Origin of the sequence: Methanoregula sp. (genome assembly GCF_049510175.1) — an archaeon.
In the GTDB taxonomy this organism is placed as follows: domain Archaea; phylum Halobacteriota; class Methanomicrobia; order Methanomicrobiales; family Methanospirillaceae; genus Methanoregula.
Genome location: NZ_JBEKZF010000002.1, coordinates 293,002 through 313,723 on the forward strand (window position 1 = coordinate 293,002; position 20,722 = coordinate 313,723).

Genomic DNA, 20,722 nt, shown 5'->3' on the forward strand with positions numbered 1-20,722 from the left:
GGATAACCTTTACTGGTACAGGATTCACTATGTCAATCGATTGGTACAAGGAATTTGTCAACCTGAACTACGAGCCAGCAAAGGACGACCTAGTCTGCCTCTTCTATTTTGAACCGGCCGCAGGCATCAGCGGGAAGGAAGCGGCAGGACGGATTGCCTCGGAGAGCTCGACCGGGACCTGGACGACGCTTTTCACCATGCCGCCGCGGATGAAGGCGCTCCAGGCAACGGCGTTTGACATCGAGGGCAACGTCGTGAAGATCGCGTATCCGATCGAGCTCTGGGAAGAGGGGAACGTCGTTCAGCTGATGAGCGGTATCGCCGGCAACATCTTCGGCATGAAAGCAGTGAAGAACCTGCGGCTGATCGATGTCGCCCTGCCGATGGCCTACATCAGACACTTCAAGGGGCCGCACTTCGGCAATGACGGGATACGGAAGATGATGAAGGTCACAAAACGTCCTCTCACCGGCGCCGTGCCCAAACCCAAGATTGGCTTTACGGCAAAGGAGCATGCGGAGATAGGGTACGAGACGTGGATGGGGGGGTTCGATTTCGTCAAGGACGACGAGAACCTGACCTCCACCTCCTTCAACCGGTTCGATGACCGGGTGAAGTACATGACAAAACTGCGGGACAAGGCGGAGAGGGATACCGGCGGGAAGAAGTCTGCGTTCCTGAACATCACCGCGGATGTCGAGACGATGAAGAAACGGGCCGACCTGCTTGCGGCAAACGGCTGGAACTACGCGATGATCGATGTGGTCGTCGCGGGGACCGCAAGCGTCATGACCATGCGGGACTACTGCTCCGATCTCGGCCTTGCGATCCATGCGCACCGGGCGATGCATGCGACCTTTGACCGGAACAAGAAACATGGCGTGACCATGCAGTTCCTCGCCAAGATCATGCGTCTTATCGGGGTTTCCCAGATCCATACCGGCACTGCAGTCGGGAAGCTGACCGGCTCCCGGCGCGAATCGGTCGCCCTTGCCGATCTCCTGCGGGAGAAGAAGACAAATCCTGTCGAGGGCATGCTGCTCGAACAGGAATGGGGGAAGATCAAGAGTGCCTTCCCGGTCTCGTCCGGCGGCCTGCACCCGGGGCTTGTGCCTGATGTCCTCGATATCTATGGTACGGAGATGGTCCTGCTCGTCTCCGGTGGCATCCATGGGCACCCGAAAGGCACCCGGGCCGGTGCGAAGGCGACCATGCAGGCAATCGAGGCATGGCAGGAAGGCGTCACGCTTGAAGAGAAGGCGAAGACGGCAAAGGAACTGAAGGAAGCTCTTGAAAAATGGGGGCACTACAAACCGGTATAACCGGGGCCTTTTTTTTCAGATTTTGAGGAATGCAGAAAAATTCATTACCTCCTATTCCCGATCGGACTGTATGCAGGATATTGTCAGCAGCAAAAAGATGGAGAACGGGATTGTTGTTTTCTGGGTCGAGTCGGGTGAGAAGAAGAACGAGTCGTTCAATTATTCAGAACTTATCGACATGAAGATCAATGCGCTTGACCTGCTCGACCGCCCAAAATCCTACAAAGTCGATAAGGACGCGCACACGATTATTTCGAAAAAATAACCGGTAACTGCCTGATCAAAACGCTGGTTATTGCGCGGCACAGGTCCATCCTGTATACCTGTATCTCATACGTACGTGAAGTTTTCCGGACCTAGCCGGGGTTGTTCCGGCACGATCACCAGGAAATGAACTATGAAGACGATTATCTATTACTTTACCGGCACCGGGAACATGCTTGCTGCTGCAAAAAAGATCGCCACAGTACTGGCGGACTGCGAGCTGGTACCAATTGCATCGCTGCAGAACATACAGGAGGAGATCCTTCCCGGAGCGGATCCGGTCGGGATACCGTGATGGACACGAATGGCACGGACTACCGGAATCTCTTTGACCGTGTCATTGCGGAGACCCTTGCGCAGGCAGTCCGGATCATTGCCGCAGACCCGGTCCTTGTCATCGCGGGGGCTGTCATCCTGCACCACCAGCGGAAAGCCGCAGAAATGCGGAAGCGGCACGAGAGGGATGGATGGATCGTCCCGCCGGTCATCATCGCCAGCATCACCTCGCGCTGCAATCTTGCGTGCGCCGGCTGCTACATGCACGGCCGGAAAGAGAAGTCTGCAGCGGAGATGAGTCCGGAGACGCTGGTGCTGCTTGCCGGCCAGGCCGCTGAACTCGGGGTTTCGTTCATCGTTGTTGCCGGCGGAGAACCCCTGATGCGGCGGGACGAGATCTTCCGGATTGCACACGCCCACCCGGAAATACTCTTCCCGGTCTTCACGAACGGGCTCCTGATCGATGAGGAGGTGGCTGGAGCTATAGCGGCGTGCCGGAACATTGTGCCGGTCATCAGCTTCGAGGGCTTCCGAGAGGGTACCGATTCGCGCCGGGGCAGCGGAGTGTACGACCGGCTGCTCGACACCTGTGCCCGGCTGAAAAACCGTAAGATCTTCTTTGGGTGCTCGGTCACGACAACAAGGGAGAATTTCAACGGTGTTACAGATGACGCGTTTATCCGGCAGATGATACAAACCGGCGCCCGGGTATTCACTTTTGTCGAGTTCGTTCCCATGGAACCCGGCACGGAGCACCTCGTCCTCACCCATGAGCAGAAGAAGATCCTCCAGCTGGTCCTTTCGGACTTCAACCTGAAGTTCCCGGCTCTCTTCATCGGGTTCCCCGGTGATGAGGACGCGTACGGCGGGTGCCTTGCCGCAGGCCGGGGTTTCGTGCATATCAGCCCGTCCGGGGACCTCGAACCCTGCCCTGCGGCACCCGTCTCGGATGCGAACCTTGCAGCGGTGCCACTCAAAGGGGCGCTCCGCTCCCAGCTGCTCAGCCGGATCCGCAACGAACACGGGCTGCTCACGGAAAGTACCGGGGGCTGTGCTCTTCGGGCAAACCGGGCGTGGGTGCAGGAACTGGTGGGCCGGGAATAATTTTTCACGGTGAAAAAATGGAAAAAAAAGGAAATGAGCTTCAGGATCCGCTGCCAGTGAAATCACTTGTGGTCGTGTTCTCCTATCATCACAAAAATACGGAGAAGATCGCGAACGTCTTCGCAAAAGTGCTTGGTGCACCGGTAAAAACGCCACAGCAAATTCGGCCGGAAGAGTTGCAGGAGTACAGCCTGATCGGTTTTGGTTCAGGTGTTTATGGTGGAAAAAACCACGAATCTGTCCTTGAACTTGCCGATAAACTGCCACACGTCACCCATAAAAAAGCTTTCATCTTCTCAACCTCCGGCATGCCGGAATCTGTTGCGGGCAGGGAAAACCTTGAGAACTATTCACTAAAATGTCACTTGTCACTTCGGGAAAAACTCGAGTCCAGAGGTTACACGGTTATCGGTGAATTTTGTTGTGCAGGCTTCAACACGAACAGCTTCTTAAAATATTTCGGGGGGCTCAACAAGGGCAGGCCGGATGCCGGCGACCTGAAGAATGCGGAAGCGTTCGCCCGTGAGATGATGGAGAAGGCTCGCGGCTAACCTGTCACCATGGGTGAACAGAATGACAGGACCCGCCAAATCATAAGGAATAAATTGACAGCAAAAACCACCGATGCATCATTCGGTAAACCGGTAAAAGAATTCTGGCATCCCGTTTTCCTTTCCTGCCGCATCCCGATCCCTTTTAATATTCCCCTCCAAGATCCTAAGCACCGTGACCGGATTCCAGCTTGTCTCAACCTTCGCCCCGGCCGGTTCGCAGCCGGAAGCAATCCGGCAGCTGACCGAAGGTCTCGCGAAGAACGAACAGTACCAGACGCTTCTTGGTGTCACCGGCTCCGGTAAGACCTTCACGATGGCCAACGTGATCGCGGCAGAGAACAAGCCCACGCTCGTCCTTGCCCACAACAAGACGCTCGCCGCCCAGCTCTTCCAGGAATTCTCCGATTTCTTCCCGAAGAACCGGGTCGAGTACTTCGTCTCGTACTACGATTACTACCAGCCGGAGTCCTACATCCCGGCAAAGGACCAGTATATCGAGAAGGATTCCGCGATCAACCCCAAGATCGAAATGCTCCGGCTCTCCACTACTGCCTCGCTCTCATTCCGGCGCGACGTGATCGTGGTCGCGTCGGTCTCCTGCATCTACGGTCTTGGCAACCCGGAGAACTTCCGGAACATGGGATTCGAGCTCTCGGTCGGCCAGAAAATTTCACGGAACGAGATCATGGGCCGGCTGCTCGATATCCTGTTCGAGCGAAACGATCTCGAGCTGATGCCGGGCCGGTTCCGCGTCAAGGGCGACACGATCGACCTCATCCCCGGGTATTTCAACAACATCATCCGGATCGAGTTGTTCGGGAACGAGGTCGAACGTATCAGCGAGGTAGATAAGAACACCGGTACAAAAAAAGAGCAGCTCAACTATTTCTATGTCTATCCGGCCCGCCATTTCGTCACGCCGGAAAGTTCGCGTAAGGCGGCGATCGCATCCATTCTCAAAGAGCTCGATGAAGTGCTCCCCACGCTCGGCCTGATCGAGGCCCACCGGCTCGAACAGCGGACCCGGTACGACGTCGAGATGATCGAGGAGACCGGTTCCTGCAAGGGCATCGAGAACTACTCGCGCCATTTCGATGGCAGGAAGGCGGGCGAGAAACCCTACTGCCTGCTTGACTATTTCCCGGACGACTTCCTGATGTTCATCGATGAGAGCCACCAGATGATCCCCCAGCTCCACGGCATGTACAACGGTGACCGGTCGCGCAAGAAATCCTTAATCGATTACGGCTTCCGGCTCCCGAGCGCGTACGACAACCGGCCCTTAAGGTTCCCCGAATTCGAGCAGTACATGGGAAACGTGATCTTTGTCTCTGCCACGCCGGGCGATTACGAGCGGAAGAAGTCCGGCCGCCTGGTCGAGCAGATCATCCGGCCCACCGGCCTTGTCGACCCCAATGTCGAGGTCCGACCCATCGAGGGCCAGACCGACGACGTGATCCGTGAGGTGCAGAAGACGATCGCCCGGGGCGACCGTGTCCTCATCACGACCCTGACGAAGAAACTTGCCGAGGAACTCTCCGAGTTTTTATCCGACCAGGGGATCCGGACCCGGTACCTCCACTCCGAGATCCAGACGCTCGAGCGCAGCGAGATCATCCGCGAGCTCCGGCTCGGCACGTTTGACGTTCTCGTGGGCATCAACCTCCTCCGTGAAGGGCTCGATATCCCCGAAGTCGGGTTCATTGGCATCCTCGACGCGGACAAGGAAGGCTTCCTCCGCGATGCCCGGAGCCTGATCCAGATCATCGGACGGGCGGCCCGGAACGTGAACGCGAACGTCGTGCTCTACGCCGATACGATGACCGACTCCATGCAGCGGGCGATCGCCGAGACACAACGGCGCCGCGACCTCCAGATGGCGTTCAACAAGAAGCACCATATCACCCCGCGCACGATCATCAAACCCGTGAAGGAAAAAGAGGTCGATATCAGGGATACGAAACACGTGCCGAAGAACGAGATCCCGAATGTGGTGATCGAGCTCGAGAAGCAAATGAGCGACGCTGCCGAGAACCTCGATTTCGAGAAGGCGATCGCACTCCGGGACCAGATCAAAAAGCTGAACGAGCGGCTGTCGCAGAAGACTGCGGAACGGGTATAAGTGCCCCGCCACTTTCGACAGCAGGCAATGTCCTGCAGGTTCTTGGGAGGGGAATAATGGGGGGATTTGGTCCGATCAGTAGTGCCCGGGTGCATCTGCTGAAATGTCGCTGCCGTCAGCTTCAGCGGTTCCCACCATGTAATATTTCTTGATAAATTCCCTGACATTCTCGGACTCGATCCACCCCATGTCCAGCTGGGTGACAATCCGGTCGATCTCTTTCGCCTGCAGGATGATCCTGTCAGCAATCTCCCCTTCCGAAAGGCTTGAAAGCCCGACGATGACTGCAAGGGGGTTGCGGATATGGTCGCCAAGGATCGCAAACTGCTCGATATTCTTCTCGATCTGCTCGAGCGCCTTCCTCTGCGCCGCTTCCATATGCTTGCGGTCGGTGATATCGATGAAGGAGGTCAAGATGCAGATCGGTGCGCCGCTATCGTCCCGGACCATGTTTATCCAGAGGGTGACGTAGAATGGCGTCCTGTTGTATTTTAAGAGGGGCATCTCGCCAAACCAGCTTCCGTCTTTTCTTACGGTGTCCCTGATCACATCGAGCTTCTGGGATGAGCCGGTAAAGATGCTGGCGTTTTTCCCGATGAGTTCGTGTACGTCATGGTAGTCCATGAGGCGCAGGAGTGACTCGTTCACGTAGGTGATATTAAAATCGAGGTCGAGGATCGCGATCGCGTTGATGGACGAACTGATCGCGTGATCCCTGATCAGGAGGGCGAGTTCCGCGTGCTTGCGCTCGGTGATGTCGGTGATATCAGTGACGAACTGGTTGTCCGGAAGCATCCCCGCGGAGACCAGCATCCACCGGCTCCCCTCGCTCCGCGTCCGGAACCGGGTCTCGAAATTCCCGATGCTGCCACTGCGTTTCAGCTGGCTGAAGAATAGTTCTCTCTTTTCGGGATCCAGGAAGAGATCGCTAAACGGCACGTCGAGGATCTCGTTATCGGAATATCCAAGCATGGTTGAAAAGCGGTGGTTCGCTTCCTGGATCTTCTGGGTGGCGGGGTTGATCAGCCCGACACCCGCTTGGGAATGGTTGAAGAGCCCCCGGTATTTCACCTCGTTCCTGCGCATGTGGGTCGCAAGGCTTGATACTACCACCGATACGCCGATCAGCACGTAACAGATGACGGACGATGCGATCAGGGTCGGGACAATGGCGCCCATGAAAATATACACCATGGCCATGTAGGCAAGGGAGATGACTACGGCAAAGATGGGGCCGCGGTTCGGGTACCAGTAGGCAGCAATGACGACGGGGATATAGAAGAGGTTGGGGGCAACATCGTTGCTGCCATAATGGAGGGAGAGGATGTTGATCAGGAGGGCAAGCACGGTCGTGTTGATCACGATGAAAAGCCAGAGGTTGGAGATGCTCTCCTCGCGTTCGGTAAACATGATTCCTTCGGTCATTTCATCCTTTTTCCCTGGCCTGCATACACCGGAGTACCAAAGAGGAAACCGGCTCTGCAGGCGCACTGTATGAATCTCAATTGCGCGAATCCTTATTAAACGTTTTTCATTTGTACCAATTGATGATGCAGTAAGAATGATTGTTGCTGCCTGATCCGGGGCAGTATTGTGGATATTTCACCAGGCCGGAAATACCGGAATTATATACAATCCCCTTAATTTTTCAAAAGGATTCCGGTCAGGATCGCCCGGTCGCGTATTACAAAGACGGTTGCCGCAATACGGGCCTGGCAGGGAGCGGGTTACCCGAGGCCCCACTGGGCGAGCGTGGTCCTCGAAGGGTCGACGTCATTCCAGTCCCAGCCGAGTGCCTCGATGATCCGCGAGATGGGCTGTTTGATCGTCTTGTCGAGCATCAGTTCCCAGTCGACAACGAACTCCTTTGGCACCTGGTCCGCGTACTCAAAGCAGAGCACATCGGTCTTGGGGTATTTCGAAGTCACGGTCTTGATGTAGATCCGCTTCGGCTTGCTGCCCTTGCCAAACTCTGTATGCAGGTACTGGTTGGCATATTTTGCTCCCCGAACCTGTGCGTCGTCATTGTCGTAATCATCAAGCGACTTGCCAATACCACCGGGAATACCGATCTCATCGAGCGAGTACTTCCCGGCCCGGTATTTTTTGATCACTTCGGAAAGGAATGCCTTGATCTCCGGATATCCCTTCCCGTCAAGGATCTGCTCCATCACCGTCTTCTGCACGAGCTTGGTGATCTGCGGTGTGTCGCTCCGCTTGATCTCGAAGCCCACGATATCGGTCTCGCGCACGTCCTTGCCCTCTTTCCAGACAAGTGATCCCGCGTAGCGTTTCTTCTTGCCGGCCTGGAAGAACCGGGCATAGATCTTCTCGAACTTGATGGAGAAGTAATGGACGTCAGCGTTCAGTTCTTTCTTTGCAAACACCGAATAACTCTCGTTGAGTTTCTTCTCGATCGTCCGGGCGAGTTCGATCGTCTTCTCACGGTCAAGGGGCGGCAGCTGCACCATGCAGGAGTCCGTGTCGCCGTAAATGACCGTGTAGCCCTGCTGCTCGATCTCCCGGCGGGTATGCTCGATGATCGCCCGCCCCACGGAGGTCACGGCCGACCCGATCTCCCGGTCGAAGAGCCGGAACCGGGTGTAGCCCGAGACCCCGTAGTAGGTGTTCATGATCACCTTGAGCACGTTCTGCTGCATGTCGTACATCAGGTACTGCGGCGAACCGAATGCAAACGTGTTGCGCAACGCTTTCTTCTCGTCCCGCTCTTTGAGAAGCTCGGCAATAATGCTCCGCGTCAGCCCGTCCGGCTGCTTCCGGAACCGGATCCCGTTCGGCGCCCTGAGTTCTCCCTCCGGGTCCTTGGTCTCCATGGAGGCGTTGATCGTCATCATCGCCATCGGGTAGAGCGACTTGAGGTCGAGCACCACCACGTTCTCCCGCACACCTTTGCTTGGCTCGAAGACCGTTGCGCCCTCGAACTCCTCGGCATTCGCAAACCCTTTGGAGGGCAGCACGTATGTCCCGTAGGCCTTCTTCAGGACATAGATATCGATTACGCTCGAGGAGTTCAGGGTCTTGTCGAGAGGACAGCCGACGTAGCGGGCGATCTCGCGGTAGAACCCGATGATGTTGTCCTTCCGGTTGATCCCGACGCAGAGCTCCACGTCCTTGAAGTTGTATTCGACCAGCAGGGCCGGCTCCTTCTTCCAGAGATCGGAGATCGTCCCCGTGTACCGGACCTTCTGTTCGCCCAGTTCCTCCATCGCGACCGCATCGAGCCTGTAGGACTCCTTCAGGCCCGAATGCATCTTCTTGTAGGCAGTAAGAAGATCGAAGAGCGCCCGTCCCCGCAGCGCATTGCGCTCGGTCTGGCCGGGGATGCGGGCAAGGGAGTCCGGGCGGAGGCCGAGCCGCTCCATCCTGCCGGTGATATACGGCATGTCGAATTCGACGAAGTTCCAGCCGGAGAGCACGTCCGGGTCCCTAGCAAGGAGGTAGGAGGCCAATGCCCGGAGCATGGCGATTTCGTCTGCGTACGTGCAGATCGTGTGGGTGCCTTTGCGGAAGCACCCGTTCTTCAGGCCCCCCTCCTGCTCTTTCTGTGCGATCTCATTCGGCAGTCCGCCCCCGACCAGGAGAAACGTGGTATAGTCCTCGTCAAACGAATCGAAAGCGGTGATGCAGATGATCGCGTCGCGCTGGGGGTCGGGGAAACCCCGCTCGTCCTCGCATTCGATATCGATGATGCAGGTGCGGGCCGGTGCGTCGACCTCCGCCGGTGCGATCTCGTGATAGTCCACGGTCTCCTGCGGGGCGGAGATCCCGCCGGTGAGCCCGGTATCAATCATGAACCGGGTGGCAAACGGGATGTCTGCCTCGAAATGGCGGTAGCGCTCCCGGACATCCCGCACATCACCCGGCCGCTGGGTGTAGAGCCGGCGGAGGGATTCGCCGCGGATCGAGCAGTAGGTGGTCCCGGTTTCGAGGGTTACCTGAGGGGGAAGCGGTGTGCTTTCGGCCTGGTCGGCCGGGACATAGAAGTACGGCCGGAAGCCGGTCACGTCCAGCCGGACTGCCTTTGCCTGCGCGTCCCGCCCGAAGACATGGATGACCGGGCCGTCGGGTGAGTTGCTGTATTCCACCTGGTTGATCGCAATACGGAAACCGGAGAACGTGTCGAGCGTGCAGGGTGCATTCATGCAGGTTTCGCTGCGGGCGGACTGCGAGGCCATGTCAGGACACCGCCCTGCTGCAGAGACCGGCAACAAACTGTCCCGCTTCAGCCATCTTTTTGGCCTCCCATACATCGAGCTCCCATTCCATGATCTCCCGGATCCCCGCTCTTCCGATTCGCATGGGTACGCCAAGCGAGCATCCGTCAAGGCCGTACTCCCCGTCCAGTACTGCGGAGCAGACCGCCGGTTCCCCCGTATCCGAAAGGACCATCCGGACCAGCCGGGCAAGGTGGAGTGCCGGCCCGAAGACGGTACCCCCCTTTCCCTTGATCACTTCCATGCTTGCCCCGCGGAGCTCGTGGAGGATCTCTTCCCGTACCGTCTCCACAACCGGTGTTTCAAGCCTTGAAAAGACCGGTACCTGGTGCTCCCCGTGCTCTCCGAGAACGGACGGGAGCCCGCCGATGTTGCGCTCCCGGAGGGTGAGGCCGAAGCGGGCGCTGTCGAGCTGGCCACCAAACCCGATGCAGTGCTCACGCGGGATGCCGGTTTTTTTGCAGAGGTAATAGTTATTGACATCCATCGGGTTTGTCACCGTGATCAGGACGCCGGAAAAATTTTTAAGCAGTTCTGCGCCGTCACGGGTGGCGGGCAGGTTGGCCGCGAGCAGGTCAGCGCGGGTCCTGATCGAGGGGTTCCGCGGCATTCCCGCGGAGAAGACGCAAAGATCGGCTTCACGGATCCCGCTTTTATCGGTGCTGATCGAGATATCCAGGCCGGTGTGCCGGAGATCGAGCACCTGCGCCCTGAGGAGCTTGGGGGCGCTGTCGTAGAGGACCAGTTCTTCGGCAATGCCGAGCGATGCTGCAAGGTACGCGACCTCGCCGCCGACCCTCCCGACCCCCATCACTGCAAGGCGCGCCATCTGGTACCAATATGGGTATGCTAATAATAAATAACGACCATTTCCTGATGAATGGTTTCGATCAGGCCGGACCCGGTGAGCATTGGTGGCGTTGCGCTGCACAACCACCTGCTGCTCGCTGCAGGGGTTCTCGGTACCACCGGGGCATCGCTCTCGCGGATGCTGCACCTCGGGGCGGGGGGTGTCGTAACCAAGTCCATCGGCCCCCACCCGAAAGAAGGGCACCACGGCCCCTGCCTCGTTGTTCTCGAAGACGGGCTGCTGAACGCGATGGGGCTCCCCAACCCGTCAAAGGAATTTGTCGATGAGGTAACTGCCCTCGCAAAGAAACCGGTGATTGCCAGTATCTTCGGCGGGAACCCGGAGGAGTTTGCCGAGGTGGCCGGCTGGTTCTCCGGCAAAGTCGCGGCCATTGAACTCAACCTCTCCTGTCCCCATGCCGAAGGGTACGGGGCCGCGATCGGTATTGACCCGGTGCTCGTGGAAGCCTGCACGCGGGCGGTGAGCAAAACCGGCGTGCCGACCTGGGTGAAACTGACACCGAACGTGACGGACATCACAACAATCGGAAAGGCAGCCGAGAAGGGGGGTGCCAGCGCGATCGTTGCGATCAATACGGTGAAAGCCATGCGGATCTCCACCGGACTCCGCCGCCCGGTACTGGGCAACCGGTACGGCGGCCTCTCGGGAAGCGCGGTCTTTCCCATCGCGGTCCGGTGCGTGTACGAACTCTACGAGGCCGTGAAGATACCCGTTATCGGATGTGGCGGCATCTCGACTGCCGACAACGTGATCGAGATGATGATGGCGGGCGCCCGGGCCGTGGAGATCGGCAGCGCGGTCTACGATGACGTGAAGGTTTTCGAGACGATCAAAGAACATCTCTATGCAAAAGACGGGATCGCCGCAGACGAGATCGTGGGGTGCGCCCATGGCTGAAGGAACACCGGTCACTGTCACGATTACGCGGATCAAAAAAGAGACGCAGAACATACGGAGCTTCTTTTTTGATCCGCCGTTCGTCTTTGACCCGGGACAGTTCGTTATGGTCTGGGTGCCGGGCGTGGATGAGATCCCGATGGCCCTCTCTTCCCCCAATAGTATCACGGTCCAGAACGTGGGGGACGCGACCGCGGCCCTGTTTGGCATGGACACTGGGGGAAAACTCGGGATCCGCGGGCCCTTTGGCAACGGCTTCACCAAAGGAGAGAAAGTGCTGGCAATTGCCGGCGGGGTCGGTGCAGCGCCCCTCCTCCCGCTTGCAAAGGCCGACTGCGTCATGACGATGCTGCTCGGTGCACGGTCCGAAACCGAACTGCTCTTTGTCGACCAGCTCGACGAGTGCACCGATGTCCTGATTGCAACGGACGACGGCTCGCAGGGGCACAACGGTTTTGTTACCGCACTGATGGACGACCTCAACCTCTCGACATACGACCGGATCGCGGTCTGCGGGCCGGAGGTTATGATGAGGGCCGTGCTTGCGAAGGTCGCGGAGAATGGCCTTGAGCACAAGACCGAGTTCTCGCTCCACCGGTACATGAAGTGTGGGGTAGGTGTCTGCGGGTCGTGCTGCATTGACCCGTCCGGTCTCCGCGTCTGCCGCGATGGCCCGGTTTTTCAGGGCGATGTCCTGCAGAAAAGCGAGTTTGGCCATTACATGCGGGATGCAAGCGGCAGGAAAACAAATATCTGAAAAATATAGTGTTGAACACAACAATTATGATCAATCGTAGCCTCAAAAGAGGCGGAGATTGGTCTGTTGAGAGATTGGCTGTGTTACCACTATTTGAGAAAACCCACATTGTATTGAAAGCAGGGTTTTCGACTATACTTATCGCATGAGCAGCGGAGCCGGATCAGCTCCCCCTCATCCTGCATCCCGAAACGGAATGCCTTGGGCCAGGTTTACGTGTCCCTGCCGGTCGAATCTTTCCCGTTATGATCCTGCTGGTTGATCCGCTCGAGATCCTCGAGCTTATTGATATTCGTGAATGTCCGGAGTTCCGGATCAAGGGGTTCGAGTTCCCTGACCGGGACATAGCGGGTGTTGATCGCCCGGATCATCGGCCGCAGGGAAAATGATTCATGGTCCCTGAGGTATTCCAGCAGAACTTCGCGCCGGTATACGGCATGGAGGGGCTCGATCATCTCTTTGTTCCAGCAGGGAATCGCGGCATCATGGTCGCCGATGGTGGTGAAGAGGTACGATACGACCCCGGCCTCGATGCAGGGCATGTCGCACGCGGAGACAAAGATCAGGTCGCCCTTCGCTGCAAGGGTCCCGGCATGAAGCCCTCCGATGGGGCCGATCCCCTGGCGGATGTCGGTGATGCACCGCACGCCCTCGATACGGTGGAAGCGGCGGCACTGTTCCGGGTCACGGGCTACGAGGATGATCTCGTCCACCACTTCCTGGAGGGTATCGACAAGGCGGTCAATGAACGTCCTGCCCTTATACAGAAAAAAATATTTTTCCTGCCCGTTGGCACGTCGGGCCTCGCCTCCGACAAGCACGACCGCGGACCTCATAGACGCTCCTGTGCTGCGAGCGACTCACGGCATTTGATCCGATCGCCCATCATCGCGTTGCAGGGTGTCGCAATACCGTGCTCCCGGCTTTTTTTCACGAGTGTGCCTCCCCGGAAATGAGAATCTTCATGTCCGTATCGTTCCTGCAGTCTGCCACGATCTCCGTTTTCGGGAAACCGGCAGAAAGGCCGTATCTTTCTCTTATCATCACATCTGGCGGTAATGGTGTTTCCGTGTTCTGCCGGAACTGTTTGATTTCCTGCAAGTAGTAGTTTACGCAGGTGAGATCCTGCCCTTCCTCAGGCCTTTTCTCTCCATCGTGAGAAGCACCTCCTTGATATCGACCGACGGGGAGAAGCCCCCGATTCCATCTGCCGCCACGACACGGTGGCATGGGATGACGAGCGGTGTCGGGTTGCGGGCCATCGCTTGTCCGACCACGCGGGGTGCTGTCCCGATACGGTGTGCAATCTCCCCATAGGTTGCGGTCTTACCGTAGGGAATCTCCCGGACTGCCCGGTAGATCCGGCTGTAGGGAGTGTCATCGTGGATCGCGATACTCGCAAGTGGCCGGAGATCGACAACCCTCCCGGCGCAGAATTGCCTGATCAATGGCGGGACGTCCCCGTCGGTCCCCGTTGTTGCAAAACGGACACGATGGATCGTGTTCCCGTTCCAGGTGACATGGACATACCAGAGCCCGAGCCGGCATGACCCGCTCACGATTTCCATTGCGCCAGGACCTCCCTGAACTGTTCACAGTCACATGCGATCATCTCGGCCTGTATCCAGACCGGCAGGGCATCCCTCACCCGTTTTTCCAGGAACCGCTTCTCTCCCAGCACGAGCACCCCCCGGTCCTCGGGCGTCCGCAGCACACGCCCGAGTGCCTGAAGGGAACGGTTGACGGCCGGCAGGGTGTAGCAGAGGAACTCGCCTTCGGTCCCGAACTTGTGCCGGTAGTACTCGATCATCATCCTGCGCACCCGGTTGAACGGCGCGAGCGGCAGGCCGATCACCATTGCCCCGGCGAGCATCTCGCCCCGGTAGTCGAGCCCCTCACTCCACTTCCCGCCGCAGACCGCAAACATGACGCCCGATTCGCGCCGGGAGGGGAGGGCGAGGAACTCCGAAAGGGCTGCGTTCGCATTGGCCGTGTCCCGGGGCTCGATGAAGATCTTCTTTCCCCGTATATCCCGCGTCGTGAGTTCCGCGTAGTTATCAAGGATCTGGTAGCTCGGGAAATAGATCGCCCGGTTTCCATTCAGGGCACAGAATACGCGGATGTACCCGGTAATCCTGTTCGTGTTATCCTTGTTCTGCCGCATGGAGTACGCGGTGGTAATGTCGCTCGCGCAGGCGATGAGGCGGTTCTCTTTCGGGAAGGCGTTGGGCAGGGAAAGGGTTGTCACCGGGGCATTCCCGAAGTAATACTTCCTGAAACTCTCGACCGGCGAGAGCGTGCCCGAGATCAGGATGGAGCAGGCATGGGAGCCGCAGACTTCCGAGAGCGAGGCTGCCGGGTCGATACTGCGCACTTCCAGCGTGATCCCCGACTCGTCTTTGCGGTATACGGTCAGGAACGCAGGATCGGTGGCGGAGTTGGAAAGCCGGAGGAGGAACTCCGTCAGCCGCTCGATTGCGGTCTCGCGGAACTCGCCCGATTTCTGGTTCTTCTCCCGGATCGTCTCGGCAAGACCCATGAGGTCATCGACGATCTCGTCCATGTCTTTGTACAATGACTCTTTTGTCACCATCCGGTCGAAGATTGCCGGGTCAAACCAGTCCTCCGCCTCGACAGAATTCGTAAGGCCCCGGATGAACTCGGTGAGCCGGGGCAGCACATGCCGGACCGCCTCCGCCCCCTTATGGCGTTTTGCCATGCCGGAGAGTTCCCGGGAGGCCTGTTCAAGGTCGCGCTCCTCCAGCGTGACGCTCTCGATGCCGGTTATCACGTCCCCGCAGTTGTGTGCCTCGTCTATGAGGAGCAGGACGTCCTGCGGCTCGACGCTCAGGTTTGCGTAGAGCTGCTCGCGGATCTCCCGGTCGAAGAGGTGGTGGTAGTTGAGGATCACGACATCGGTGGTCTTCGCTGCGTACATCATAAGCTCATAGGGGCAGATCCCTGCGCAGTACTCCGAGAGTTCCCGCGGGGGGACAGGGTTTGCGATCACCCGGTCGGCCTTGTTCCGGAGTTCGGTTGAGGGCACCATCCGGACCCCGGTCCCTTCGGCCTGTATGAACATCTTACTGTTGATATAGTACGGGCAGAGGAGCGGATGCTCCTTGTCCATCCGCCGGAGCTGCTGGATGATGAACGGGTCTTTCGCTGGGACCATCGCCCCCTTCTCGGCCCGGTCCCGCATCAGCGAGTTTGAGAACGCCTTGACGCCCTCGCACCGGCGGTACACGTCCCCCTCACCTCCGAGCGGGCACATGCTCCCCTTGCCGACGAGATACACGGTCTTGAGCTGCGGCTGTTTTCTCTTCACGAGCTCGAGCTCGCGGATGAACGTGGTGAGCTGGCTCACGGTCCGGACCGCGATTACGATCTTCCTGCCCTTCCGCTCGGCAAGGAGCGAGGCGACCACGCTCGATTTCCCGGAGCCGGTCGGTGCATCGATCATCGCGATCCCGCCCGTGCGTGCCACCTCCGCCACGACCTCGAGCATATGGCGCTGGCCGGGCCGGTACTCGCTGTACGGGAAAAAGGCGTCGATGCTGTCCATTGGTGGATCAGTGTTGGCGTTGATCGGTTTTATGGATGGGGGTGTGGTGTGAAGGTGAATGAAAAGGGGACAGTGCCTGTCCCCCTTAACCCCCTGCGCTGAGCGATGACGCCGTATTACCTTTTCAAAAGAATGAAAACGTAATGATCCGCCGCGGGGGGCGCCCCGCGGGGGGCGGCGGGGATATCGTAAAATATTCACAAATAGCAATCCTCTTTCAAAGAATTATTGAATTTGTAAGGAATTTTTGATTTATATACCAAGAACGGCAATCCATATCGTATTGATCCATGAATGTACAAGTGTAGTCAGCCAGATGACGATCATGACTGGTACAATCGTCACTACCGCAGCCTTCCGAAACGTGAACCCCTGCGTGTACCTGACCGCAAGGATCCAGAGATACCATCCCCAGAATAAGATGATAAGGTCGATGTAAGGAAGAGCCCCGTATCCTCATGGTACATACTCTTCCATGAAAATGGCCGTGGAGGGCAATATATACACAATAAAGAGCAGAATTCCGCTGTAAATTATCATGCCGATAACCGAGATAACCTATAGCATCATGCCATATCATGTGTTCTGAACGGTTGCGGATAGGGATCCTTTCCCGTCAAATATCCGGGAGATGCCGTAGGTTCCAATGGACAGGATGCCCCAGATAACAAGCGGAATGACGGAGAAACACCGAAGATAATACCCTATCATTCCCCACCAGAGGATATTGTGCAGAGTGTGCGAGGCAGTGAGTGAATAATAAATGAATGTGAACACAAGCGGAAGCAGTGTGAAGAGTATTCCCGCTCCGACAATTGCGAGCGGCGGAATCAGGTTGATCTTTTCTTGTGAGACCCGTTCGAAAAAGGCATCAGGATGCAGGATCAGATCATTGATTCCGGAGAACATGATACCCGGAATATAGAACACGGGAATTATATAATAACACTTTTTGAATTTTTTCCTTCACCGATCCTCAACCACTATATCCCAAAACATCCCATTTCTACCCATGGCAGTCCACCCCATCGAGGAGCGCTACGGCACGAAGGAGATGCGTGCCATCTGGAGCGAGCAGAACCGGTTCTCGGCCATTGTCAGCGCCGAAGTTGCGCTCGCAAAGGCCGAGGCCCACCACGGCATGATCCCGGCAGCCGCAGCCGTGGAGATCAGCGAAAAGGCCCACACGGCATCGCTCGAGCGGGCGAAGGCGATCGAGCTCGAGATCAGTCACGATATGATGGCAATCGTGAAAGCAATCTCGGAAGTCTCCGGGGAGTCTGGCCGGTGGGTGCACTACGGTGCGACAAGCAACGATATCCTCGACACTGCGACCGGCCTTCAGCTCGGCCAGTCGCTCGACCTGCTCGATTCAAAACTTCGGAAACTGCTCTCGGTCCTCCTGCAGCGGTCTGAGGAAACCAAGACGCTCGTCTGCATCGGCAGGACGCATGGGCAGCAGGGTGTCCCGACCACGTACGGCCTACGGTTCGCGATCTGGGCAAGCGAGGTCGCCCGTCACATCGAGCGCCTTGGGCAGATGCGGCCCCGTGTGGTCGTCGGCCAGATGACCGGTGCCGTGGGGACGCAGGCTGCTCTCGGGCCGATGGCGATGGAGGTGCAGGCCACGATGATGGCAAACCTCGGGATTGGTTCGGTTGACGTATCCAACCAGGTGATTGCCCGCGACCGGTACGCAGAGTACTTCATGTTCTGCGCAAATGTTGCGACCACGCTCGACAAGATCGGCGTCGAAGTCCGCTCGCTCCAGCGGACCGAAATCGGCGAAGTCGAGGAAGCGTTCGGGGCAAAACAGGTGGGCTCCTCTACCATGCCCCACAAGCGGAACCCGATCAAGAGCGAGCAGGTCTGTGGCCTTGCCCGCATCATCCGCTCTTCGGTCGAACCGGCGCTCCAGAACAACACGCTCTGGGACGAGAGGGACCTGACAAACTCTTCCTGCGAGCGTGTAATCTTTCCCGAGGCATCGATCCTCACCGACCACTGCCTACGGCTCATGGCCGGTGTGCTTGAAGGGCTCGTCATCAACCGGGCCGCGATCCGGAGAAACCTTGAGTTCCTCCACGGGATCAACATGGCCGAGGCGGTCATGATCGAACTGACGAGAAAGGGGATGAACCGGCAGGACTCCCACGAGCGCATCCGGATGGCAAGCATGCAGGCCCTTGCCGAAGGTCGGCCGCTTGCCGAGATACTCGCAAAAGACCCCGAGGTTGTTCGGTACTGTTCGAAGACGGACATCGCGGCTCTCCTCTCACCGGACGCGTACATCGGGACGTCCGTTAAGCAGGTCGAGCGGCTGATCGAAAAACTATCGCCGCTCTGTACCGGAACGTGACCCGGGCGATCTCCGGCCGGTGCGCAAAGAGATTGGATCGCGAACGCCGGATCAATCACCAGATGCGGGAACTCTCGGTCCTCGATTCAGGAAAGATCCCGCTGGAATATTCCACGGTCAGTGTCATATCCCTCTCCCGTGATCCGCAATGCCGGCAGGAAAATACCGGACATCAGAAGACCGGAAGCCGGAATGATTTTTTATGACCGGCTGTCAACCTTGCATTTTCTGATAACCGCCCCAACACCATATCTTTGGAAACGAAGGATTCGAAAAATCTCTGCTAAAAAAAGTTTCAGATATACCGGGCCTTCAGCGAAAGCTTCCGGGGAGTATAGAGTGGGCGGAACGGTTTGCCCTCGGTATCCTTCTTCACCGCAGCAATCAGGGCCTCGGTCGTGAGCTGCTCTTTGTGCGGCTTGTTCGGCTGCGACTTCTTCCGGATCGTAACGGTCAGCTTCTTCGATGCAACTTCCTCGTCTCCGGCCACGATCACATAAGGTACCCAGTCCATGCCGGCCTCGCGGACCTTCTTGCCCACGCTCTCTTCGCGGTCATCGACATCACACCGGATCTGTGCGGCGTTGATCGCATTGCAGACCTCGGCAGCGAATACACCATGGCGCTCTGCGACCGGGATGACCCGGACCTGCGTTGGCGAGAGCCACGTAGGGAGTGCAGGGACCTGCTGGGTGGAGATATTCTCTAAAATTGCGCACAGCACGCGCTCAACACTGCCCGTGGGAGAACAGTGAAGGATCGGCGGGTGGACCGGAGTGCCATCCTCCTTGTAATACTTGATGTTGAACCGGGTCGAGCTCTCGACATCGATCTGGACGGTCGGATTTTCTATGGGGCGCATCTGGCCGTCGATAGCGGCGAGATCGATCTTCGCGACCCAGTAGTGGACGCGGTCGGAGAGGATCTCGATGAGCATCGGGCAGTTGGATTCCTTTACGATCTTCTTCACCCAGGCCTCGTGCTGGGCGTAGAAGTCCTTCGTGCACCGGAAGGCGGCGACGAGCTGGTACTCGAAGTCACGGCCGGTCTGCCAGCCCATCGCGAGCTGTTCCTCGAAGCACTTCAGGGCCTGCGGCATGTCAAGGCAGAGCGAGTGCATGTCGGGCATCGTGAAGCACCGGAGACGCTTGAGCCCGATCACTTCGCCTTTCTGCTCGTGCCGGAAGGAATAGGTGGAGAGTTCGTACATCTTCATCGGGAGGTGGTTGGGCGAGATGTGCATGTCCCGCATGATCGAGAACATGCCGAAACAGGCGGCAAAGCGCAGCATCATGTTCCGGTTGTTGGACCTGAACCGGTACTGGCGCTCGCCGAACTTTTCGGCATGCTCATAGATCGCCTTGTCGCCAAGGTCGTACATGACCGGGGTTTCGACCGGCGTACCGCCGTATTCAAGGACAAGGTGGAGCACGTAGTCGGCGAGCAGGTCGCGGACAAGCTTGCCCTTTGGCATCCAGCGGAGACAGCCTACATCGCTTGCGGGCTCGTAGTCCACGAGTTCTTTTCCGCGCATCAGGTCAACATGGGCAGGCTCGCCGCCGACCGGGACCGCAACCCCCAGTTCTTTCTTGACAAGGCAGCCGAACGGGGAGTCGTCGAGGTACTCCTTGTAGTCATGCTGCTTCCCGTCAGGAGTCAAGACGAACCAGTCGTGGGTGACCTCCTTCTTCTCCTTCTTAACCATCCCTTCCTCGCCGGGCACGATCGTCTTGGACAGTTCGGAGAGCGGGTGGCCCTTGCACGAGATCTTGAAGGACTTGTACCACCCGAAGGGTGCCCGCTTGACGGCAAACCCTTCCGTCTCGAGGCCGGCCTTCAGTGCATTGAGCACCGTGATCGCAGTGTCCGGCGACGCAAGGTCGCTTGACAGGTGTGCGTAGGGGTAGATAACAATCTTGTTCACGTTGACCTGTCCGGCGGTCTTTTTTATCTCCTCAATTCCCTGGAGGATCACGCCCTCGAGGTCTTCCTCGTCGATCGATTCAACGGCGCAGAAAACGGTGAGTGCCTCAGTCTCCTTATCCGAGAGGACAGCACCCTCCTCTGCCATCTTTGTCTTCTTTTTAGCTTCGTATTCTATGTAGTCTGAATGGATCAAAAGAAGTCGCATTGGTTCATCTCCACATGAATCCGGTTATCCGTATAAAATGGGAGTTAATCGTATATAGTGTTTAATGAGATCAGGGAGTAATTATCAAAATTCATCATCCCTATTATCAGATTGGATTCCCGTCAGTATCATTAGGATTCGCTTTCTTTACCTTTGGTTCAAATCGTTATTCTAACGCTAAATTACGTGGTAAACTCAACGTAATTAGTGAAGAGATAACTCAAAAATTGAAAGAATTAAATACTGTAGAAGATAGTCTTAAAAA

The 20,722-nt window shown here is 57.5% G+C and carries 18 protein-coding genes; 10 read left to right on the forward strand and 8 right to left on the reverse strand.

The window, feature by feature from the left end; translation table 11 throughout:
• Window positions 1-29: 29 nt before the first annotated feature.
• The 6 genes from rbcL (at window position 30) to uvrB (ending at window position 5,642) form a co-directional block, all read left to right on the forward strand.
• A complete protein-coding gene (rbcL, locus tag ABSG49_RS04555) occupies window positions 30-1,322 on the forward strand; it encodes a type III ribulose-bisphosphate carboxylase (RefSeq protein WP_424024920.1) in 1,293 nt (430 codons plus the stop codon).
• A gap of 70 nt (window positions 1,323-1,392) precedes the next feature.
• Window positions 1,393-1,587, forward strand: coding sequence for a hypothetical protein (locus tag ABSG49_RS04560; RefSeq protein ID WP_424024921.1), 195 nt, complete (start codon window positions 1,393-1,395; stop codon window positions 1,585-1,587).
• Between the two features lie 132 nt (window positions 1,588-1,719).
• Complete coding sequence (locus tag ABSG49_RS04565) at window positions 1,720-1,881, forward strand: hypothetical protein (protein ID WP_424024922.1); 162 nt, start codon at window positions 1,720-1,722, stop codon at window positions 1,879-1,881.
• Complete coding sequence (locus tag ABSG49_RS04570; RefSeq protein WP_424024923.1) at window positions 1,881-2,966, forward strand: radical SAM/SPASM domain-containing protein; 1,086 nt, start codon at window positions 1,881-1,883, stop codon at window positions 2,964-2,966. The genes ABSG49_RS04565 and ABSG49_RS04570 overlap by 1 nt, the downstream gene beginning before the upstream one ends.
• Before the next feature lie 56 nt (window positions 2,967-3,022).
• Complete coding sequence (locus ABSG49_RS04575) at window positions 3,023-3,517, forward strand: flavodoxin family protein (RefSeq protein ID WP_424024924.1); 495 nt, start codon at window positions 3,023-3,025, stop codon at window positions 3,515-3,517.
• A gap of 175 nt (window positions 3,518-3,692) precedes the next feature.
• Window positions 3,693-5,642: an excinuclease ABC subunit UvrB gene (uvrB, locus tag ABSG49_RS04580; RefSeq protein WP_424024925.1), complete on the forward strand. Its 1,950-nt coding sequence runs from the start codon at window positions 3,693-3,695 to the stop codon at window positions 5,640-5,642.
• 75 nt (window positions 5,643-5,717) lie between these two features.
• Here uvrB and ABSG49_RS04585 read toward each other — a convergent pair whose 3' ends face one another.
• The 3 genes from ABSG49_RS04585 to ABSG49_RS04595 form a co-directional block, all read right to left on the reverse strand.
• Complete coding sequence (locus ABSG49_RS04585) at window positions 5,718-7,067, reverse strand: PAS domain S-box protein (RefSeq protein ID WP_424024926.1); 1,350 nt, start codon at window positions 7,065-7,067, stop codon at window positions 5,718-5,720.
• Between the two features lie 302 nt (window positions 7,068-7,369).
• Window positions 7,370-9,838 (reverse strand): DNA-directed DNA polymerase, encoded by a 2,469-nt coding sequence (locus ABSG49_RS04590; RefSeq protein ID WP_424024927.1) that lies wholly within the window; start codon window positions 9,836-9,838, stop codon window positions 7,370-7,372.
• 1 nt (window position 9,839) lies between these two features.
• Window positions 9,840-10,706 (reverse strand): malate dehydrogenase, encoded by an 867-nt coding sequence (locus ABSG49_RS04595; protein ID WP_424024928.1) that lies wholly within the window; start codon window positions 10,704-10,706, stop codon window positions 9,840-9,842.
• 51 nt (window positions 10,707-10,757) lie between these two features.
• Here ABSG49_RS04595 and ABSG49_RS04600 point away from each other — a divergent pair, with 51 nt between their 5' ends.
• Together ABSG49_RS04600 and ABSG49_RS04605 are read left to right on the forward strand one after the other, a co-directional pair.
• On the forward strand, window positions 10,758-11,645 hold the full coding sequence (locus ABSG49_RS04600) for a dihydroorotate dehydrogenase (RefSeq protein ID WP_424024929.1): 888 nt from the start codon (window positions 10,758-10,760) through the stop codon (window positions 11,643-11,645).
• Window positions 11,638-12,402: a dihydroorotate dehydrogenase electron transfer subunit gene (locus ABSG49_RS04605; protein WP_424024930.1), complete on the forward strand. Its 765-nt coding sequence runs from the start codon at window positions 11,638-11,640 to the stop codon at window positions 12,400-12,402. Before ABSG49_RS04600 ends, ABSG49_RS04605 begins: the two co-directional genes overlap by 8 nt.
• 212 nt (window positions 12,403-12,614) lie before the next feature.
• Here the strand turns inward: ABSG49_RS04605 and mobA are convergent, their stop codons facing one another.
• From mobA to ABSG49_RS04625, 4 genes are all read right to left on the reverse strand, one after another.
• Complete coding sequence (mobA, locus tag ABSG49_RS04610; protein ID WP_424024931.1) at window positions 12,615-13,238, reverse strand: molybdenum cofactor guanylyltransferase; 624 nt, start codon at window positions 13,236-13,238, stop codon at window positions 12,615-12,617.
• Between the two features lie 273 nt (window positions 13,239-13,511).
• Window positions 13,512-13,970: a methylated-DNA--[protein]-cysteine S-methyltransferase gene (locus ABSG49_RS04615; RefSeq protein ID WP_424024932.1), complete on the reverse strand. Its 459-nt coding sequence runs from the start codon at window positions 13,968-13,970 to the stop codon at window positions 13,512-13,514.
• Entirely contained in the window at window positions 13,958-15,967 is a 2,010-nt protein-coding gene (locus ABSG49_RS04620; RefSeq protein ID WP_424024933.1) for an ATP-dependent DNA helicase, read from the reverse strand. The genes ABSG49_RS04615 and ABSG49_RS04620 overlap by 13 nt, the downstream gene beginning before the upstream one ends.
• A 576-nt stretch (window positions 15,968-16,543) precedes the next feature.
• Entirely contained in the window at window positions 16,544-16,876 is a 333-nt protein-coding gene (locus ABSG49_RS04625) for a YIP1 family protein (protein WP_424024934.1), read from the reverse strand.
• Between the two features lie 103 nt (window positions 16,877-16,979).
• Between ABSG49_RS04625 and purB the strand changes: the two genes are divergently transcribed.
• Both purB and ABSG49_RS04635 read left to right on the forward strand, forming a co-directional pair.
• On the forward strand, window positions 16,980-18,326 hold the full coding sequence (gene purB / locus ABSG49_RS04630) for an adenylosuccinate lyase (protein WP_424024935.1): 1,347 nt from the start codon (window positions 16,980-16,982) through the stop codon (window positions 18,324-18,326).
• On the forward strand, window positions 18,323-18,532 hold the full coding sequence (locus ABSG49_RS04635; RefSeq protein WP_424024936.1) for a hypothetical protein: 210 nt from the start codon (window positions 18,323-18,325) through the stop codon (window positions 18,530-18,532). The genes purB and ABSG49_RS04635 overlap by 4 nt, the downstream gene beginning before the upstream one ends.
• Before the next feature lie 89 nt (window positions 18,533-18,621).
• On the opposite strand, the gene ABSG49_RS04640 is transcribed toward ABSG49_RS04635, so the two are convergent.
• A complete protein-coding gene (locus ABSG49_RS04640; RefSeq protein WP_424024937.1) occupies window positions 18,622-20,457 on the reverse strand; it encodes a threonine--tRNA ligase in 1,836 nt (611 codons plus the stop codon).
• Window positions 20,458-20,722 lie beyond the last annotated feature (265 nt).

Coding starts and splice junctions, on each gene's coding strand:
- rbcL (WP_424024920.1), top strand. CDS start 30: ATGTCAATCGATTGGTACAAGGAATTTGTCAACCTGAACTACGAGCCA.
- ABSG49_RS04560 (WP_424024921.1), top strand. CDS start 1,393: ATGCAGGATATTGTCAGCAGCAAAAAGATGGAGAACGGGATTGTTGTT.
- ABSG49_RS04565 (WP_424024922.1), top strand. CDS start 1,720: ATGAAGACGATTATCTATTACTTTACCGGCACCGGGAACATGCTTGCT.
- ABSG49_RS04570 (WP_424024923.1), top strand. CDS start 1,881: ATGGACACGAATGGCACGGACTACCGGAATCTCTTTGACCGTGTCATT.
- ABSG49_RS04585 (WP_424024926.1), bottom strand. CDS start 7,067: ATGACCGAAGGAATCATGTTTACCGAACGCGAGGAGAGCATCTCCAAC.
- ABSG49_RS04590 (WP_424024927.1), bottom strand. CDS start 9,838: ATGGCCTCGCAGTCCGCCCGCAGCGAAACCTGCATGAATGCACCCTGC.
- ABSG49_RS04595 (WP_424024928.1), bottom strand. CDS start 10,706: ATGGCGCGCCTTGCAGTGATGGGGGTCGGGAGGGTCGGCGGCGAGGTC.
- ABSG49_RS04600 (WP_424024929.1), top strand. CDS start 10,758: ATGGTTTCGATCAGGCCGGACCCGGTGAGCATTGGTGGCGTTGCGCTG.
- ABSG49_RS04605 (WP_424024930.1), top strand. CDS start 11,638: ATGGCTGAAGGAACACCGGTCACTGTCACGATTACGCGGATCAAAAAA.
- mobA (WP_424024931.1), bottom strand. CDS start 13,238: ATGAGGTCCGCGGTCGTGCTTGTCGGAGGCGAGGCCCGACGTGCCAAC.
- ABSG49_RS04615 (WP_424024932.1), bottom strand. CDS start 13,970: ATGGAAATCGTGAGCGGGTCATGCCGGCTCGGGCTCTGGTATGTCCAT.
- ABSG49_RS04620 (WP_424024933.1), bottom strand. CDS start 15,967: ATGGACAGCATCGACGCCTTTTTCCCGTACAGCGAGTACCGGCCCGGC.
- ABSG49_RS04625 (WP_424024934.1), bottom strand. CDS start 16,876: ATGTTCTCCGGAATCAATGATCTGATCCTGCATCCTGATGCCTTTTTC.
- purB (WP_424024935.1), top strand. CDS start 16,980: ATGGCAGTCCACCCCATCGAGGAGCGCTACGGCACGAAGGAGATGCGT.
- ABSG49_RS04640 (WP_424024937.1), bottom strand. CDS start 20,457: ATGCGACTTCTTTTGATCCATTCAGACTACATAGAATACGAAGCTAAA.